Raw genomic sequence first — 18,446 nt, 5'->3', positions numbered from 1 at the left:
GGCTCATTGCGCCTCTTCCTCCTCCTGTCGGGGATTAGGCAGGGAGGAGTAGCGGGGATGAGCATAAAAGTGTGATCGAGGCCACTGTGTAAGTGTGCGCTTCGCTGAAAAAGCGATCCCGGAAGAGCGTCAAAGAAATGAAATGCAGTTTCGGAGGAAATTAATCATCGCTGAAATGATTACTTACGTAGAATAATATTTCTCACGTACAGCGGCTTTCCAGCAACACTATTAAGCCAGAGCAACTTTCCCCAAAGTTAATTAACTTCACCGTCATTATCTCTTTCTGAAACCAGTTTCAGCGCAACCGCGCGCCATGCAGACAAGCCAGTAACAGCGCGGCATCCAGCCATTTATGAAAAGTTCCACCAATGATGAGAATGTTTTGTGACAGAGTGCAAATTCAGAGCCTCCAAACCCAGACATAACTTGCAATAGTTCCTCTATTGGCCGAACTTATAGATATTAATTACGAAGCGCAAAAAAAATAAATTCTCTCGTTCCCCACAGTGAAGTGAAAACTATGTTGATTCCGTCCAAATTAAGTCGCCCGGTTCGTCTTGACCATACTGTGGTCCGCGAGCGCCTGCTGGCTAAACTTTCCGGTGCGCATAATTTCCGACTGGCGCTGGTTACGAGTCCTGCGGGTTATGGAAAAACAACGCTCATTTCGCAATGGGCGGCAGGTAAAAGCGATCTTGGCTGGTACTCCCTGGATGAAGGTGATAACCAGCAGGAGCGTTTTGCCAGCTATTTAATTGCCGCGATTCAGCAGGCAACCAACGGACACTGCGTCACCAGCGAGGTGATGGTGCAAAAGCGCCAGTACGCCAGCCTGTCCTCTCTGTTCTCCCAGCTGTTTATCGAACTGGCCGAATGGCATCGCCCGCTGTATGTGGTGATTGATGATTATCATCTGATCACCAACCCGGTTATTCACGAGTCGATGCGGTTCTTCCTGCGCCATCAGCCGGAAAACCTGACGCTGGTCGTCCTGTCGCGCAACCTTCCGCAGCTGGGCATTGCCAACCTGCGGGTGCGCGATCAGCTACTGGAAATTGGCAGTCAGCAGCTGGCCTTTACCCATCAGGAAGCGAAACAGTTCTTTGACTGCCGTCTGACTTCTCCGATTGAGGCGTCGGAAAGCAGCCGCCTGTGTGATGACGTTGCAGGCTGGGCCACGGCGCTTCAGCTGATTGCCCTTTCCGCGCGGCAAAACAATAGCCCAACGCACCAGTCCGCGCGCCGCCTGGCGGGCATCAACGCCAGCCACCTGTCGGATTATCTGGTGGATGAGGTACTCAACAGCGTAGACCTCACTACCCGCCATTTCCTGCTGAAAAGCTCCCTGCTACGTTCGATGAACGATGCGCTGATTGTGCGCGTCACCGGTATTGAAAACGGGCAGCTTCAGCTCGAAGAGATTGAACGTCAGGGTTTGTTCCTGACGCGAATGGACGATCCCGGCGAATGGTTTAGCTACCATCCGCTGTTTGGCAGCTTCCTGCGCCAGCGTTGCCAGTGGGAGATGGCCGCAGAGCTGCCAGAAATTCACCGCGCCGCCGCCGAAAGCTGGATGGCGCAAGGTTTCCCGAGCGAGGCTATCCACCATGCGCTGGCCGCCGGAGATGCCGGTATGCTGCGCGATATTCTGCTCAACCACGCGTGGGGACTGTTCAACCACAGCGAACTGACGCTGCTGGAAGAGTCGTTAAAAGCGCTGCCGTGGGAGAGCCTGCTGGAGAATCCGCGTCTGGTGCTGCTCCAGGCCTGGCTGATGCAGAGCCAGCATCGCTACAGCGAAGTGAACACCCTGCTGGCGCGCGCCGAGCAGGAAATGGAAAGCGAGATGGATGCCACCCTGCACGGCGAATTTAACGCCCTGCGTGCGCAGGTGGCGATTAACGACGGCGACCCGGAAGAAGCCGAACGGCTGGCGATGGTCGCGCTGGATGAGCTGCCGCTGGCGAATTTCTACAGCCGTATTGTGGCCACCTCGGTACACGGCGAAGTGCTGCATTGTAAGGGCGACCTCACGCGTTCGCTTTCGCTCATGCAGCAAACCGAACAGATGGCCCGCCGCCACGATGTCTGGCATTACGCCCTCTGGAGCCTGATCCAGCAAAGCGAGATTTTATTTGCTCAGGGGTTCCTGCAGGCCGCCTGGGAAAACCAGGAGAAAGCGTTCCAGCTGATCCGTGAACAGCATCTGGAACAGCTGCCGATGCACGAGTTCCTGTTGCGTATTCGCGCTCAGCTGCTCTGGGCATGGTCGCGTCTGGATGAAGCAGAAAGCTGCGCCCGCCAGGGCCTGAATGTGCTTTCGAGCTTCCAGCCGCAGCAGCAACTCCAGTGCCTGGCCCTGCTGGTGCAGTGCTCGCTGGCGCGCGGCGACCTGGATAATGCCCGCAACCACCTTAACCGCCTGGAAAACCTGCTCGGCAACGGGCAGTACCATAGCGACTGGGTCTCCAACGCCGATAAGGTCCGGGTGATTTACTGGCAGATGACCGGCGATAAAAAGTCCGCCGCCAACTGGCTGCGTCACACGCCTAAACCAGAATTTGCCAATAACCACTTCCTGCAAAGCCAGTGGCGCAATATTGCCCGCGTGCAGATCCTGCTGGGTGACTTCGAGCCTGCCGAAATCGTGCTGGAAGAGTTAAACGAAAACGCCCGCAGCCTGCGCCTGATGAGCGATTTAAACCGCAACCTGCTGCTGTTAAACCAGCTTTACTGGCAGGCGGGACGTAAAAACGATGCCCAGCGCGTGCTGCTGGAAGCGTTGCAGCTGGCGAACCGCACCGGGTTTATCAGCCACTTTGTGATTGAGGGTGAAGTGATGGCCCAGCAGTTGCGCCAGCTGATTCAGCTCAACACGCTGCCGGAACTCGATCAGCATCGCGCCCAGCGCATTCTGCGCGAGATCAACCAGCACCATCGCCACAAGTTTGCGCACTTCGATGAGAACTTTGTTGAACGTCTGCTGAACCATCCGGAAGTGCCGGAGCTTATCCGCACCAGCCCGCTCACACAGCGTGAATGGCAGGTGCTGGGGCTGATCTATTCAGGCTACAGCAACGAGCAGATAGCCGGTGAGCTGGCGGTGGCGGCAACCACCATCAAAACGCACATTCGCAATCTGTATCAGAAGCTGGGCGTGGCGCACCGTCAGGACGCGGTGCAGCATGCGCAGCAGTTGTTGAAGATGATGGGGTACGGAGTTTAGTTTTGTGCGGCCTGATGCCCTCACCCCGGCCCTCTCCCACAGAGCTGAGGGATCCCCAGTAATTTTTTTATGCAGAAGCAATAAAGTTGCTTTCTAAATGACTGAGGGCTGTCAGCGATGCCCTGGTCCGGCTGTAAATCGCTGAGGCGTTTGCCTTCCGGCCGGGGCGAGGCGCAGGGATGCGCCGAGAGGGCGCAGGGATGCGCCGAGAGGGCGGCTTTACAGGGACGTTGCCTCCGCCCGTACCCGATAAGCCGGAAGGAATAAGCCGAGGGCACCGCGAAGCGGCGATTTTCCGCCGGGAGCCCGGGTCGCCAGGGTGGTGGCGACTGAGCCACCCTGGCACGTTCACCGGTCATGTCGTTACAGAGTAGCAAGGAACATAAAGTGAACGGAATGACCACCACCGCCGTATGTTCCCCTCACCCTAACCCTCTCCCCGGAGGGGCGAGGGGATTGCTCAGTGCTCGCATTAATTTGTGGGGAACCCTCAGCCCACAGGGAGAGGGAGAACAATTTGTAGGTCGGGTAAGCGCAGCGCCACCCGACACAACCGCTAGCACAACTCCAGCTGCAAATTGTTATCCTTAATCACCTGCAACACGCCCGCCGGCGGCATCTCGTCGGTGTAGACCGCATTCACCATGCTAATGCTGCCCATGTTGACCATCGCATTGCGGCCAAATTTCGAGTGATCCACCACCAGCATCACGTGGCGCGAGTTCTCAATAATCGCGCGCTTGGTGCGCACCTCGTGGTAATCAAACTCCAGCAGCGAGCCGTCGGTGTCGATGCCGCTGATCCCCAGAATGCCGAAGTCGAGGCGGAACTGAGAGATAAAATCGAGCGTCGCTTCGCCGATAATGCCCCCGTCGCGGCTGCGCAGTTCGCCGCCCGCGAGGATGATGCGAAAATCGTCTTTCTGCATCAACGTGTTAGCCACGTTCAGGTTGTTGGTCACCACGCGGAGGTTCTCATGGTTCAGCAGCGCATGGGCGACCGCTTCCGGCGTGGTGCCGATATCAATAAACAGCGTCGCGCCGTTCGGGATCTGGCTCGCCACTTTACGGGCGATACGCTCTTTCTCTGCCGTTTGCGTCGCCTTACGATCATGCCATGAGGTGTTCACCGAGCTGGACGGCAGCGCCGCGCCGCCGTGATGGCGCAGAATACGGTTCTGATCGGCCAGGTCGTTGAGGTCACGACGGATGGTTTGCGGGCTGACGGCAAACTGCTCCACCAGCTCTTCAGTACTGACGTATCCCTGTTTTTTTACCAGTTCGATAATGGCGTCATGACGTTGTGTTTGTTTCATGAAATATCCCTGGGAATTATGTTCGTTTTCGCGCATGGAGCGTATCGGCCAGCGCCATCGCCAGCCCGACCGCCAGGCCGGTAACGTGCGCACCATTGGCGATAGACATACCAAACAGATCAAACCATCCGGCAATAAGCCATATTAACGCAAAGGTTATTAATCCACGTTGTAAATAGATGCCGCTTTCCGGGTCGCGCTCGCCTCTGAGCCAGGCGTAACCCATCAGGGCGTACACCACGCCGGATAACCCGCCAAACCACGGACCGCTGAATTTATGCTGCACATAGCCGCTTAACAGGGCGCTGATAAGGGTGATCACAATCAGCTTGCCGCTGCCGAGCCGCTTCTCCACTGCTCCGCCGAGATACCACCACCACAGCAGGTTAAAGAGGATATGCATCACCGAGAAGTGCATCAGCGCATGCGTGAAGTAGCGCCAGACGTCAAATTGCAGGGAGGGATCGTACGGCCATGCGAGGGCAATCATCACGCTCTGGTCGCCCACCACGCTCATAATAATGAAGACGATGATGCAGGCTGCCATCAAAAGCAGCGTAAACGGTCCTGCGCGCTCGCGGAGGGTGGCGAGAAACGGAAAACGTTGATAGTGCAGGCCACTGTCGGTCTGGCCGGATTGCCAGCTTGCTGCCAGATAACGCGGGTCGCCCGGGTTTTCCAGGAAACGCGCCAGCTCGGCGTTCACGCGCCCAGCCTGGCTTTCGTCTGCCAGCCAGACATCCGTCTGTGTATGCTGCTGAATAGTCAGGATAATGCCCTGCGTCGCCATATAGTCGACAAACGCCTGGGCGACGCGCGGGTTGCTAAAAGAGGTGATCATCAACATGGGCAGCGGTCGCTTATTTCCACACAAAAGGGGACAGTATAGCGGGATCAGCGCTCAAACGCGTATTCAACTTCTGCCGGGAAATGACGATGCCATGCATCAAAGCCGCCGTCGACGCTGTATACCGCGTCGTAACCCTGCTGGAGCAGATACTGCGCCGCGCCTTTACTGCTGTTGCCGTGATAGCACATCACCATCACCGGCGTGTCGAAGTCGTTATCGCGCATAAACGCGCCCAGCGTGTCGTTGGTGAGATGGAACGCGCCCGGCGTGTGGCCCATCGCAAAGCTCTGCGGATCGCGGATATCCACCAGCACCGCGGTTTTCTGGTGCATCTTCTGATGGGCTTCTTCTACGTTAATACATTCAAACTGATCCATGGTGTTCTCATCTTATATTCAGGTGTGGTGCGGTTTTCCCCTCACCCTACCCTCTCCCGGAGGGAGAGGGAAACGGATCACCCTCTCCCCGTGGGAGAGGGCTGGGGTGAGGGCATCAGACCGCACCATTTTACCCCGTAGTGTACGTCCTGGCGGCGGGTAAACGCCATTATGTTATCCATATCACTCTAAATTGTTTTTTTGATGTTACCAAAAGCGCGTTCCTTTGCTATTATGAGCGATATCGAACATTTTTGAGCTTTAACGAAAGTGCATGAGGGTGTTATGGAAACCAAAGATCTGATTGTGATAGGCGGGGGCATCAACGGTGCCGGTATTGCGGTTGATGCCGCAGGACGCGGTTTATCCGTGCTGATGCTGGAAGCTAACGATCTCGCCTGCGCGACGTCGTCCGCCAGCTCCAAGCTGATCCACGGAGGCCTGCGCTACCTGGAACACTACGAATTCCGCCTGGTCAGCGAAGCGCTGGCCGAACGCGAAGTGCTGCTGAAAATGGCTCCGCATCTGGCGATCCCGATGCGCTTCCGCCTGCCTCACCGCCCGCACCTGCGTCCGGCGTGGATGATCCGCATCGGCCTGTTCATGTACGATCATCTGGGTAAACGCACCAGCCTGCCGGGTTCGACCGGTTTGCGTTTTGGCTCAGAATCGGTCCTTAAGCCTGAAATCGTGCGCGGTTTCGAATATTCCGACTGCTGGGTGGACGATGCGCGTCTGGTGCTGGCTAACGCGCAGATGGTCGAGAAGAAAGGCGGCGAGGTGAAAACCCGTACCCGCGCGATCGCCGCGCGCCGCGAAAACGGCCTGTGGATCGTGGAAGCGGAAGACGTGGATACCGGCGAGAAGTTTAGCTGGAAAGCGCGCGGCCTGGTGAACGCCACCGGCCCGTGGGTGAAACAGTTCTTCGATGACGGTATGCACCTGCCTTCTCCGTACGGCATCCGCCTGATCAAGGGCAGCCACATTGTGGTGCCGCGCGTGCATACCCAGAAGCAGGCTTATATCCTGCAAAACGAAGACAAGCGCATCGTGTTTGTGATCCCGTGGATGGACGAGTTCTCCATCATCGGCACCACTGACGTGGAGTACAAAGGCGATCCGAAAAACGTTGAGATTGAAGAGAGCGAAGTCAGCTACCTGCTGAAAGTGTACAACGCACACTTTAAGAAACAGCTGGCGCGCGATGACGTGGTCTGGACCTACTCCGGCGTGCGTCCGCTGTGTGATGACGAGTCTGACTCACCGCAGGCCATCACCCGTGACTATACGCTTGATATTCATGACGTAGACGGTCAGGCGCCGCTGCTGTCGGTGTTTGGCGGTAAGCTCACCACCTACCGTAAACTGGCGGAGCACGCGCTTGAGAAACTGGCGCCGTATTACAAAGGCATCGGCCCGGCGTGGACGAAAGGCGCCGTGCTGCCTGGCGGCGATATCGGCAATAACCGCGACGATTACGCCGCGAAGCTGCGTCGCCGCTTCCCGTTCATTACCGAAGGAATGGCGCGCCACTACGCCCGCACCTACGGCAGCAATACCGAACTGTTCCTCGGCGACGCAAAAGAGATTGCCGATCTGGGCGAGCATTTTGGCCATGAGCTGTACGAAGCGGAACTGCGCTACCTGGTGGAACACGAATGGGTGCGCCGTCTGGACGATGCCATCTGGCGTCGTACTAAAGAAGGGATGTGGCTGAATGCCGAGCAGCAGTCTCGCGTGGCGCAATGGTTGCAACAGCATGCGGGAAAGCGTGAATTGTCACTGGCGTCCTGAGGGTGACAAAAAATGCCCGGTGGCGCTGCGCTTACCGGGCCTACAGGATCGAGTAGGCCGGGTAAGGCGGAGCCGCCACCCGGCTTTGTTTTACAACCTCACCGGATCAATATGCCAGATATTCTCGGCATACTCTTTGATGGTCCTGTCTGACGAGAAGTATCCCATGTTGGCGATGTTATGCATCGCGGCGCTGGTCCACTTCTCCTGCTGACGGTACAGTTCGTCCACCTTATCCTGACAATCCACGTAGCTGCGGTAATCCGCCAGCACCTGATAGTGATCGCCAAAGTTAATCAGCGAGTCCACCAGGTCACGATAGCGCCCAGGCTCCTCAGGGTTAAACACCCCGGTGGCGATTTGCGTCAGCACCTGGCGTAACTCTTCATCCTCTTCATAATACTCACGCGGCGAGTAGCCCTGCTTGCGCAGCGCCTCCACCTCTTCCGCCGTATTCCCGAAGATAAAGATATTCTCCGCGCCCACATGCTCCAGCATTTCGACATTTGCGCCGTCCAGCGTGCCGATGGTCAGCGCGCTGTTCAGGGCAAACTTCATGTTGCTGGTGCCGGATGCTTCCGTCCCCGCCGTGGAAATCTGCTCTGAGAGATCCGCCGCCGGAATAATCAGCTGCGCCAGGCTTACGCTGTAGTTCGGGATAAACACCACTTTCAGCTTGTCACCAATGTCCGGATCCTGGTTCACTACCTTCGCCACATCGTTGATAAGATGAATGATGTGCTTCGCCATGTAGTACGCGGAGGCCGCCTTACCGGCAAAGATTTTCACGCGCGGCACCCACTCCGCTGTCGGGTCAGCCTTAATGCGGTTGTAGTGAGTGATGACGTGCAGGACGTTCATCAGCTGACGCTTGTACTCGTGGATACGTTTGATCTGCACGTCGAACAGCGCTTTCGGGTTCGCCACCACGTTGAGATGCATCGCCAGCCAGACTGACAGCCGTTTCTTGTTCAGCAGCTTGGCTTCCCGTACGGCTTTGTTCACCGTCGGAAAATCAATGTGTTGTTCAAGCTCGCTCAGCTGGCTCAAATCGGTGCGCCAGGTGCGGCCGATATTTTCGTCCAGCACGTCAGACAGCGGCTGGTTCGCCAGCGCCAGCCAGCGGCGCGGGGTGACGCCGTTGGTCACGTTGCAGAAACGCGTCGGGAAGATCTTCGCAAAGTCTGCAAACAGCGACTGCACCATCAGGTTCGAATGCAGCTCTGAAACTCCGTTGACCTTATGGCTGATCACCACCGCCAGCCAGGCCATGCGCACGCGGCGACCATTGGATTCATCAATGATCGAGGCGCGGCTCAGCAGGCCGGTATCGTTCGGGTACTGCTCCTGCAAGGTCTTGAGGAAGTAGTCGTTGATCTCGAAGATGATTTGCAGGTGACGCGGCAGAATTTTGCCGAGCATATCCACCGGCCACGTCTCCAGCGCTTCACTCATCAGCGTATGGTTGGTGTACGAGAACACCTGGCAGGTCACTTCAAACGCGTCATCCCAGCTGAACTTATGCTCGTCAATCAGCAGGCGCATCAGCTCAGGGATCGACAGCACCGGATGGGTATCGTTGAGGTGAATCGCCGTTTTCTCCGCCAGATTCGCATAGGTTTTGTGCAGCTGATAGTGACGGCTAAGGATATCCTGAATCGTTGCCGAGACGAGGAAATACTCCTGACGCAGACGCAGCTCGCGGCCCGAGTAGGTCGAGTCATCCGGATACAGGACGCGGGACACGTTCTCAGAGTGGTTTTTATCTTCCACCGCCGCGAAGTAGTCACCCTGATTGAATTTACCGAGGTTGATCTCGCTACTGGCCTGCGCGTTCCACAGACGCAGCGTGTTGGTCGCATCGGTGTCGTAGCCGGGGATAATCTGGTCATAGGCCACGGCGAGGATCTCTTCGGTTTCCACCCAGCGGGATTTTTTCCCTTCCTGCTGAATACGCCCGCCAAAACGCACCTTGTAGCGCGTGTTGTGGCGCTTGAACTCCCACGGGTTACCGTACTCCAGCCAGTAGTCCGGCGACTCTTTCTGACGCCCATCAACGATGTTCTGCTTGAACATGCCGTAGTCGTAGCGAATACCGTACCCGCGTCCCGGCAGCGCCAGCGTCGCCAGTGAATCGAGGAAGCAGGCGGCAAGTCGCCCGAGACCACCGTTACCCAGCCCCGGGTCGTTCTCTTCGTCAATCAGCTCTTCTAAGTCCAGCCCCATCTCTTCCAGTGCGTTTTTGACGTCGTCATAAATCCCGAGCGATAACAGCGCATTGGAGAGGGTGCGACCAATCAAAAACTCCATCGACAGGTAATACACCTGTCGCGTCTCCTGCGAGAGCTGGGCGCGGTTGGAGCGCAGCCAGCGTTCGACCATACGGTCACGCACCGCAAACAGCGTGGCGTTCAGCCACTCATGTTTGTTGGCAATAACGGGATCTTTCCCAATGGTAAACATCAGCTTATAGGCGATGGAGTGTTTCAACGCCTCAACGCTGAGCGTGGGGGAAGAGTAGCTAAATGGAGCATTCATATCAGTAACTTCGCCTCGTTACATCAAGCGTTGATAAAGGTCGCGGTAGGACTGCGCCGCAACGTGCCAGCCAAAGTCCATGGACATCGCCTGACGTTGTACGTAACGCCACAGGGATGGACGGGACCACAAGACGAAAGCACGCCGGATCGCCCGAAGTAGCGACCAGGCATTACTGTCCTCGAAAACAAACCCGCTGGCGATACCATCCGCCAGGTTTTCCAGGGAGCTGTCAGACACCGTATCCGCCAGCCCGCCCGTGCGGCGTACCAGCGGCAGCGTGCCGTATTTCAGACCATAGAGCTGCGTCAGGCCGCAGGGCTCGAAACGGCTCGGCACCAGAATCACGTCTGCGCCGCCCATGATGCGGTGCGAGAACGCTTCGTGATAGCCAATCTGCACGCCCACCTGCCCCGGATGTTCCGCCGCGGCCGCGAGGAAACCTTCCTGCAATACCGGGTCGCCCGCGCCGAGCAGCGCAAGCTGCCCACCCTGCTCCAGTAATCCCGGCAGCGCTTCCAGCACCAGATCCAGCCCTTTCTGGCTGGTCAGGCGGCTGACCACCGCAAACAGCGGTACCTTGTCGTTGACCTTCAGCCCCATCGCAATCTGTAGCTGACGCTTGTTCTCCGCTTTGTCCTCCACGGAGTCGCGACCATAGCGCGCTGCCAGCAGGAGGTCCGTTTCCGGATTCCAGATCTGTTCATCCACGCCGTTCAGAATGCCCGACAGACGACCTTCACGGTGGCGCTGTTGCAGTAGCCCTTCCATACCGTAACCGAACTCCGGCTGGGTAATTTCCCGCGCGTAGGTTGGGCTGACCGCCGTGATGTGGTCGGCGTAGTACAGACCGGCCTTCAGGAACGAAATCTGTCCGTTAAACTCCAGTCCGTGCATGTTAAAGAACGACCATGGCAGATCGATGTCATTCATATGATGCGCGTAATACATGCCCTGATACGCCAGGTTGTGCACCGTAAACACCGATTTCGCCGGGTGTCCTTTCGCCGCCAGATACGCAGGAGCCAGCCCCGCATGCCAGTCGTGCGCGTGCACCACGTTCGGACGCCAGAACGGATCCAGCCCGACGGCCATCTCCGCCCCCACCCAGCCGAGCAGGGCAAAGCGCAGCACGTTATCGGTATAGGCGTACAGGTTGGTATCGTGATACGGGCTGCCGGGTCGGTCGTATAAATGCGGCGCATCAATCAGGTAAATCCCTACGCCATTGTAATGTCCAAACAGCAGGGTGATACGTCCCGCGAAGGTCTCGCGGCGGGTAACAACCTTCGCATCGGGAATACCCCGCCGGATATCCGGAAAAGCGGGTAACAACACGCGGGTATCCACCCCTCCGGCAATTTGCGCCGCCGGTAATGCACCAAGAACATCCGCCAGTCCGCCCGTTTTTAACAACGGGAACATCTCAGAACATACGTGTAAAACCTGCATCATCGCTCCTGTTTGATTTGCAGCTTCCGCAACATTTCCCGTGTTACTAACACGATCCCCTCTTCCGATCGGTAGAAACGACGTGCATCTTCTTCCGCGTTTTCCCCAATCACCATCCCTTCGGGAATGACGCAGGCACGGTCGATAACGCAGCGACGCAGACGACATGAGCGCCCTACCCAGACATCCGGCAGCAGGACTGCCGAATCGATATTACAGAATGAGTTTATACGCACGCGCGGGAACAGCACGGACTGCACCACCACCGAACCGGAGATAATGCACCCGCCAGAGACCAGCGAGTTCAGCGTCATACCGTGGCTGCCGGAGCGATCCTGGACGAACTTCGCCGGCGGCAGCGATTCCATATGGGTGCGAATCGGCCAGTTCTGGTCGTACATATCCAGTTCAGGCGTCACAGATGCCAAATCGAGGTTGGCTTTCCAGTAGGCTTCCAGCGTGCCGACGTCGCGCCAGTAAGGTTCCGCATTTGGATCGGACTGCACGCAGGACAACGGGAAAGGATGTGCATACGCCATGCCAGCTTTGGTAATTTTCGGGATGATGTCTTTACCGAAGTCGTGGCTGGAGTTTTCGTCTTTGTCGTCTTCTTCCAGCAGTTCATAAAGATAATCGGCATCAAAGACATAGATCCCCATGCTGGCGAGCGATTTGGTGTCGTCTCCCGGCATGGTTGGCGGATTCGCCGGTTTTTCGACAAAGTCGATAATCTTGTCGTCGCCATCTACATGCATCACGCCAAACGCGGTTGCTTCTGCAACAGGCACCGGAAGACACGCCACGGTGCAGCGCGCACCTTTTTCGACGTGGTCGATCAGCATGTGGGAGTAATCTTGCTTGTAGATGTGGTCCCCGGCGAGGATAACGATGTATTCCGCGTTGTAGCGGCGAATGATGTCGAGGTTCTGGGTCACGGCATCCGCCGTGCCGCGGTACCAGTTCTCCCCGTGAACGCGCTGCTGCGCCGGGAGCAGATCGACAAACTCGTTCATCTCTTCGCTGAAGAATGACCAGCCGCGCTGAATGTGCTGCACCAGCGTGTGCGACTGATACTGGGTAATGACGCCAATACGGCGAATGCCTGAGTTCAGGCAGTTGGAGAGTGCAAAATCGATAATACGGAACTTACCACCAAAGTGAACGGCCGGTTTGGCGCGCTTGATGGTCAAATCTTTCAGACGGGTACCACGCCCGCCCGCGAGGATCAGGGCAACTGTTTTTAATGGTAGCTGGCGCGCCAACATTAACGGATCGTTCTTCTCTAATCTAACCATGACTAACTCCTTTTTTATCATCTTTGGAATACGCACACTCCGTGCGCAGGCCCGTGCCAGACAGCCATAACAACCGGATTATCCGCTCCGGCAAAGGGAGGAATGGCTCGCCATTCCCCGTCAGGTAAAACAATCTCTGCGACGTCATCCGTCGCGTTCAGCGTCACCAGCCACGCATCCGAAAGCAGGATTTGCAGACAGGGTATGCCGTGTTGCCACTCTTGCGCGCTTAACGGTTGCGCGTCTTTATTCAGCCAGCGAACGTTGCCGTCGCCCTCTTCCCACCAGCAGTCGGCGGTGAGCGCGGGGATGTGCTGGCGAAGATGGATCAGCGCCGCGGTGAAATGGGTCAACCCGCTGTTCGCTTCTTCCCAGTTGAGCCAGGTCAGGGTGTTGTCCTGGCAATAGGCGTTGTTGTTGCCGTGCTGGCTGTGACCGTGCTCATCGCCCGCCAGCAGCATCGGCGTGCCCTGCGACAACAAAAGCGTCGTCAGCAGCGCATGAACGCTGGCGCGTCGCCGCTCGATCACATCCAGACTTCCGCCTAACCCTTCTATACCATGGTTAAAGCTATGGTTGTTGTTAGTCCCATCGCGATTCTCTTCGCCGTTTGCCTCATTGTGTTTCTGATTGAAACAAACGCAGTCGCGCAGCGTAAAACCGTCGTGCGCCGTCACCAGATTAATGGTGGCCGACGGACGTTTGCCGTCACGCTTAAAGAGATCGCTGGAGCCGGCAAAGCGACCGGCAAACTCCCCCAGCGACAGATCGCGCGTCAGCCAGAAGCGGCGGACGGCATCGCGGAAGTGGTCGTTCCACTCGGCAAACAGCGGCGGGAAGTTCCCCACCTGATAGCCGCCCTCGCCGATGTCCCAGGGCTCCGCAATCAGCTTCACCTTTGAAAGCACCGGACAGTTTTTGATGGCCTCAAACAGCGGCGCCTGCTGGCTGAACGCCGGGGTACGCCCCATTACCGGCGCCAGGTCGAAACGAAAACCGTCCACGTGGAACGTCTCAACCCAGTATTTCAGGCACGCGTACGCGTAATGCGTAACGGCCGGATGACTGAGGTTGAGGGTGTTACCGCACCCGGTCCAGTTCTCGTAATCGCCGTCGTCCCTGATCCAATAATAGCTACGGTTATCGATTCCGCGCTGTGAGAGCGTCGGGCCATCAAGATCGCTTTCTGCACTGTGGTTCAACACCACGTCCAGAATGACCTCGATACCCGCCGCGTGAAGCGCCTTCACCGCATCGCGAAACTCATCCCGCGCCTTCTCCGGATGCACCGCGTAGCGCGGGTCGAGGGCAAACATCGCCAGCGGGTTGTAGCCCCAGTAGTTGCTTAACCCAAGACGCTGCAGCCGCGGCTCGCTGGCAAAATGCGCCACGGGCAACAGCTCCAGGGCGGTGATCCCTAAGTGCTTCAGGTACGCGACCATCGTCGGATGCCCAAGCGCTTTGTAGGTGCCGCGCATCTCTTTGGGGATTGACGGATGCAGATACGTCAGCCCTTTGACGTGGGCTTCATAAATAACGGTGTTGCCCCACGGCGTGCGCGGCGGGGCATCGTCTTCCCAGTCGTAGAGATCGTGTACCACCACGCTTTTGGGCGCGACGGGTGCGCTGTCGCGGTGGTCTGGTTCGCCGTAGCCAACGTGGAACAGCGGGTCGTCTTTAAACTCACCGTCCACGCGGTGCGCACATGGGTCAATCAGCAGCTTCGCCGGGTTAAACCAGTGCCCCTGAGAGGGCTCCCAGGGGCCGTGTACGCGAAAACCGTAGTGCATCCCCGGCCGTCCTCCGGGCAGGTAGCCATGCCAGGTATCCCCCGTGCGCGCCGGTAAATCGTAACGGTGTTCGTTACCTTCCCCGTCAAACACACAGAGTTCCACCCGCTCAGCATGGGCAGAAAAGAGCGTGAAGTTCACCCCCTTTCCGTCAAAACTCGCCCCGAGCGGTTCGGGTTTACCTGCCGAGAGCTGCGTCATTCTCCCTCCCGCACCAGCCAGATTGTGCTCAGCGGCGGCAGCGTCAGGCCAAGGGAGTTCGGACGACCGTGGCTTTCGATGGCGTCGCTCTGTACCAGCCCGCCGTTACCAGCGTTGCTGCCGTGGTAGTGCATGGAGTCGGTGTTAAGGATTTCTCGCCATTTGCCCGGCTGGTTTATGCCGAAGCGGTAGTGTTCGCGCGGTATCGGCGTGAAGTTGCTGGCGACAATGATCTCGTTACCCACCTTGTCGCGGCGCACAAAGACAAACACCGAGCGCTCGTGGTCGTCCACCACCAGCCACTCAAAGCCGTACGGATCGAAGTCCAGCTCGTGCAGCGCTTTATGGTGGCGATAGGTCAGGTTCAGGTCGCGAACCAGACGCTGCACGCCGTGGTGCCAGTTGTCCGCGCCTTCCAGCAGATGCCAGTCAAGGCTGGTGTCGTGGTTCCATTCGCGCCCTTGCGCAAATTCGTTGCCCATAAACAGCAGCTTTTTGCCCGGGAAGGCGAACATCCAGCCGTAATAGGCGCGCAGGTTGGCAAACTTCTGCCACGCGTCCCCCGGCATGCGGTCGAGAACGGATTTCTTGCCGTGTACCACTTCATCGTGCGACAGCGGCAGCATGAAGTTTTCGGTGTAGTTGTAGAGTAGCCCGAAGGTGAGCTTATCGTGGTGATACTGACGATAAACCGGGTCAAGCTTCATGTAGTCGAGCGTGTCGTGCATCCAGCCGAGGTTCCACTTGTACCAGAAGCCCAGGCCGCCCATTGCCGGTGGACGGGAAACGCCCGGGAAGTCTGTTGACTCTTCCGCCATGGTCACGGCGCCTTCCACCTGCTCGCCGATGATGCGGTTGGTGTTGCGCAGAAACTCAATCGCTTCGAGGTTTTCACGCCCGCCATACTCGTTTGGGATCCACTCACCCTCTTTGCGGCTGTAGTCGCGGTAGATCATCGACGCCACCGCATCGACGCGCAGGGCATCAATGCCGAAACGTTCGATCCAGTACAGCGCGTTCCCGACCAGGTAGTTTGACACTTCACGGCGACCGTAGTTGTAGATCAGCGTGTTCCAGTCCTGGTGATAGCCTTCGCGCGGATCGCTGTGCTCGTACAACTTCGTACCGTCAAACTCTGCCAGCGCAAAATCATCCGACGGGAAGTGGCCCGGCACCCAGTCGAGGATCACGTTCAGTCCGGCGGCGTGCGCGGCATCAATGAAATAGCGGAAGTCATCGCGCGTGCCGAAGCGGCGCGTAGGCGCATATAGCCCGGTCGGCTGATAGCCCCAGCTACCGTCGAACGGGTGTTCGTTGATTGGCAGCAGCTCCAGATGGGTAAAGCCCATCCATTTGGCGTACGGCACCAGCTGGTCCGCCAGCTCGCGATAGCTCAGCCAGAAGTTGTTATCGGTGTGGCGACGCCAGGAGCCGAGATGCACTTCATAGACGGAGATCGGCGCATCAAAGCGGTTGGCCTGCTTGCGCTCCTCGCTCTGGACAACCTTCTCCGGCAGGCCGCAAATCAGCGAGGCGGTATTCGGGCGCAGTTCGGCCTCAAAGGCGTACGGGTCGGATTTAATACGCAGCTTGCCGTTGGCATCGATCATCTCGAATTTGTAGAGCTGACCGTTGTGCGCGCCGGGGATAAACAGCTCCCAGATGCCGGTTTCCCGGCGCAGGCGCATGGGGTGACGACGACCGTCCCAGTAGTTGAACTGCCCGACAACGGAGACGCGCTGGGCGTTTGGCGCCCATACGGCAAAGCGCGTGCCGGTGATACCGTCCATGGTATCCGCATGGGCACCCAGCGTTTCGTAGGGGCGTAAATGGGTCCCTTCGGACAGCAGCCAGGCGTCCATCTCTTTTAAGAGCGGGCCGAAGCTATAGGGATCATCAATCAGGTTTTGCTGACCGTGCCAGATAACGGCAAGCTGATAACGAAAAGGATTTTTACGGCGGGGCATGACGCCCGAGAAGAAGCCACGCGAGTCGAGGCATTCCAGATTACCCACCTTGCGGCCGGTTTTGGGTTCGATAACCCACACTTCTGTTGCATCCGGTAACAGCGCCCGAACTTCCAGTCCGGCCTCTGTACGGTGCATCCCTAGCACAGAAAAGGGGTCGGCAAAGTGACCCGCAATAAGCGCATTAATCACGTCTCTCGAAATACGATCGGACATGGTATTCATCCTGTTTTTTTATGTCGCCCTTTTTAAGCGCTCCGGGACGACTTTTAATGTGACCTAAACGGTGCAGTTAATCCTCTCTGCTCCGCCCTACCCTCAGGTGAGAAATAAATCTTCCTTAAAGCATAGCCAACGTCGTGGGCCCTCCTGATAAAAAATAAGACATCTGCGTTTTACTCCATGTAGTACGCAAAAAAAGGGGGTGACATTCACCCCCGGTGTTTAACAAATTATTACGCCAGCTGGCGCAGCATGCGGCGCAGCGGCTCGGCGGCACCCCACAGAAGCTGGTCGCCAACGGTGAACACGGAGAGGTACTCCGGTCCCATGTTCAGCTTGCGCAGGCGGCCAACCGGGGTGGTCAGCGTGCCGGTAACGGCTGCCGGGGTCAGTTCGCGCATGGTGATATCGCGATCGTTTGGCACCACTTTCGCCCACGGGTTGTGCGCAGCCAGCAGCTCTTCCACGGTCGGAATAGACACATCTTTTTTCAGTTTAATGGTGAAAGCCTGGCTGTGGCAGCGCAGCGCGCCGATACGCACGCACAGACCGTCAACCGGAATGGTGTTCGCGGTGGCGAGGATTTTGTTGGTCTCAGCCTGGCCCTTCCACTCTTCGCGGGTCTGGCCGTTATCCAGCTGTTTGTCGATCCACGGGATCAGACCGCCGGCCAGCGGTACGCCAAAGTTATCCACCGGCAACTCGCCACTGCGGGTGAGCTGAGTGACTTTACGCTCGATATCGAGGATCGCGGACGCCGGGTTTGCCAGCTCGGTCGCGACGCTCTGGTGCAGCTGGCCCATCTGGGTCAGCAGCTCGCGCATATGACGCGCGCCGCCGCCGGACGCCGCCTGGTAGGTCGCTACGGAGACCCACTCCACCAGATCCTGTGCGAACAGGCCGCCGAGGGACATCAGCATCAGGCTGACGGTGCAGTTACCGCCAACAAACGTTTTCACGCCGTTGTTCAGGCCGTCGGTAATGACATCCTGGTTAACCGGGTCGAGAATGATGATGGCATCGTCTTTCATACGCAGCGAAGAGGCCGCGTCAATCCAGTAGCCCTGCCAGCCGCTTTCACGCAGCTTCGGATAAATTTCGTTGGTATAATCGCCGCCCTGGCAGGTCACAATAATGTCGAGTGCCTTCAGCGCTTCCAGATCGTAAGCATCCTGCAACGTGCCTGTGGTACCACCAAAGGACGGTGCAGCCTGGCCGAGCTGGGAAGTGGAGAAGAAGACCGGGCGGATGGCGTCGAAATCGCGCTCTTCAACCATGCGTTGCATGAGTACAGAGCCGACCATACCGCGCCAGCCGATAAAACCAACGTTTTTCATAGCATTTTTTTCCTGCAAGGGGTGTGTGCTGATTGTGCAAGCCAGTATTGAACTGGGATATGCTTCACATTACAAAATG

11 protein-coding genes are annotated in these 18,446 nt (G+C 57.5%); 2 read left to right on the top strand and 9 right to left on the bottom strand.

Annotated features, from left to right (window positions below; all coding sequences use genetic code 11):
- Positions 1-523: 523 nt before the first annotated feature.
- Positions 524-3,229: an HTH-type transcriptional regulator MalT gene (gene malT / locus SK51_RS05795; protein WP_022649640.1), complete on the top strand. Its 2,706-nt coding sequence runs from the start codon at positions 524-526 to the stop codon at positions 3,227-3,229.
- Between the two features lie 556 nt (positions 3,230-3,785).
- Here malT and SK51_RS05790 read toward each other — a convergent pair.
- The 3 genes from SK51_RS05790 to glpE are packed head-to-tail and all read right to left on the bottom strand — an operon-like array spanning position 3,786 to position 5,771.
- The gene (locus tag SK51_RS05790) at positions 3,786-4,544 is read right to left on the bottom strand and encodes a DeoR/GlpR family transcriptional regulator (RefSeq protein ID WP_022649641.1); all 759 of its coding nucleotides are present in this window, start codon (positions 4,542-4,544) and stop codon (positions 3,786-3,788) included.
- A 16-nt stretch (positions 4,545-4,560) separates the two neighbouring features.
- On the bottom strand, positions 4,561-5,391 hold the full coding sequence (gene glpG / locus SK51_RS05785; RefSeq protein WP_022649642.1) for a rhomboid family intramembrane serine protease GlpG: 831 nt from the start codon (positions 5,389-5,391) through the stop codon (positions 4,561-4,563).
- 47 nt (positions 5,392-5,438) lie between these two features.
- Positions 5,439-5,771 carry a thiosulfate sulfurtransferase GlpE gene (gene glpE, locus SK51_RS05780; protein ID WP_022649643.1) on the bottom strand — a complete coding sequence of 111 codons (333 nt, stop codon included), beginning with the start codon at positions 5,769-5,771 and terminating at the stop codon, positions 5,439-5,441.
- Between the two features lie 285 nt (positions 5,772-6,056).
- Between glpE and glpD the strand changes: the two genes are divergently transcribed.
- Positions 6,057-7,565 (top strand): glycerol-3-phosphate dehydrogenase, encoded by a 1,509-nt coding sequence (gene glpD / locus SK51_RS05770; RefSeq protein ID WP_022649644.1) that lies wholly within the window; start codon positions 6,057-6,059, stop codon positions 7,563-7,565.
- Between the two features lie 90 nt (positions 7,566-7,655).
- Here the strand turns inward: glpD and glgP are convergent, their stop codons facing one another.
- From glgP to asd, 6 genes are all read right to left on the bottom strand, one after another.
- On the bottom strand, positions 7,656-10,103 hold the full coding sequence (gene glgP, locus SK51_RS05765) for a glycogen phosphorylase (RefSeq protein ID WP_048206615.1): 2,448 nt from the start codon (positions 10,101-10,103) through the stop codon (positions 7,656-7,658).
- A gap of 18 nt (positions 10,104-10,121) precedes the next feature.
- Positions 10,122-11,555: a glycogen synthase GlgA gene (gene glgA / locus SK51_RS05760; protein WP_022649646.1), complete on the bottom strand. Its 1,434-nt coding sequence runs from the start codon at positions 11,553-11,555 to the stop codon at positions 10,122-10,124.
- Positions 11,555-12,850 carry a glucose-1-phosphate adenylyltransferase gene (gene glgC, locus SK51_RS05755; protein WP_003861582.1) on the bottom strand — a complete coding sequence of 432 codons (1,296 nt, stop codon included), beginning with the start codon at positions 12,848-12,850 and terminating at the stop codon, positions 11,555-11,557. Before glgC ends, glgA begins: the two co-directional genes overlap by 1 nt.
- Positions 12,851-12,867: 17 nt before the next feature.
- Positions 12,868-14,841: a glycogen debranching protein GlgX gene (gene glgX / locus SK51_RS05750; RefSeq protein WP_023307124.1), complete on the bottom strand. Its 1,974-nt coding sequence runs from the start codon at positions 14,839-14,841 to the stop codon at positions 12,868-12,870.
- Positions 14,838-17,024, bottom strand: coding sequence for a 1,4-alpha-glucan branching enzyme (glgB, locus tag SK51_RS05745; protein ID WP_047359952.1), 2,187 nt, complete (start codon positions 17,022-17,024; stop codon positions 14,838-14,840). The genes glgX and glgB overlap by 4 nt, the downstream gene beginning before the upstream one ends.
- Positions 17,025-17,263: 239 nt before the next feature.
- A complete protein-coding gene (gene asd / locus SK51_RS05740; protein ID WP_048206614.1) occupies positions 17,264-18,367 on the bottom strand; it encodes an aspartate-semialdehyde dehydrogenase in 1,104 nt (367 codons plus the stop codon).
- Positions 18,368-18,446 lie beyond the last annotated feature (79 nt).

It is taken from the genome of Enterobacter sp. MGH85, from assembly GCF_001037655.1.
Lineage (GTDB): Bacteria > Pseudomonadota > Gammaproteobacteria > Enterobacterales > Enterobacteriaceae > Enterobacter > Enterobacter intestinihominis.
Note: the sequence above shows the minus strand (reverse complement) of the source record. Positions and strands in the feature narration are given on the sequence as shown.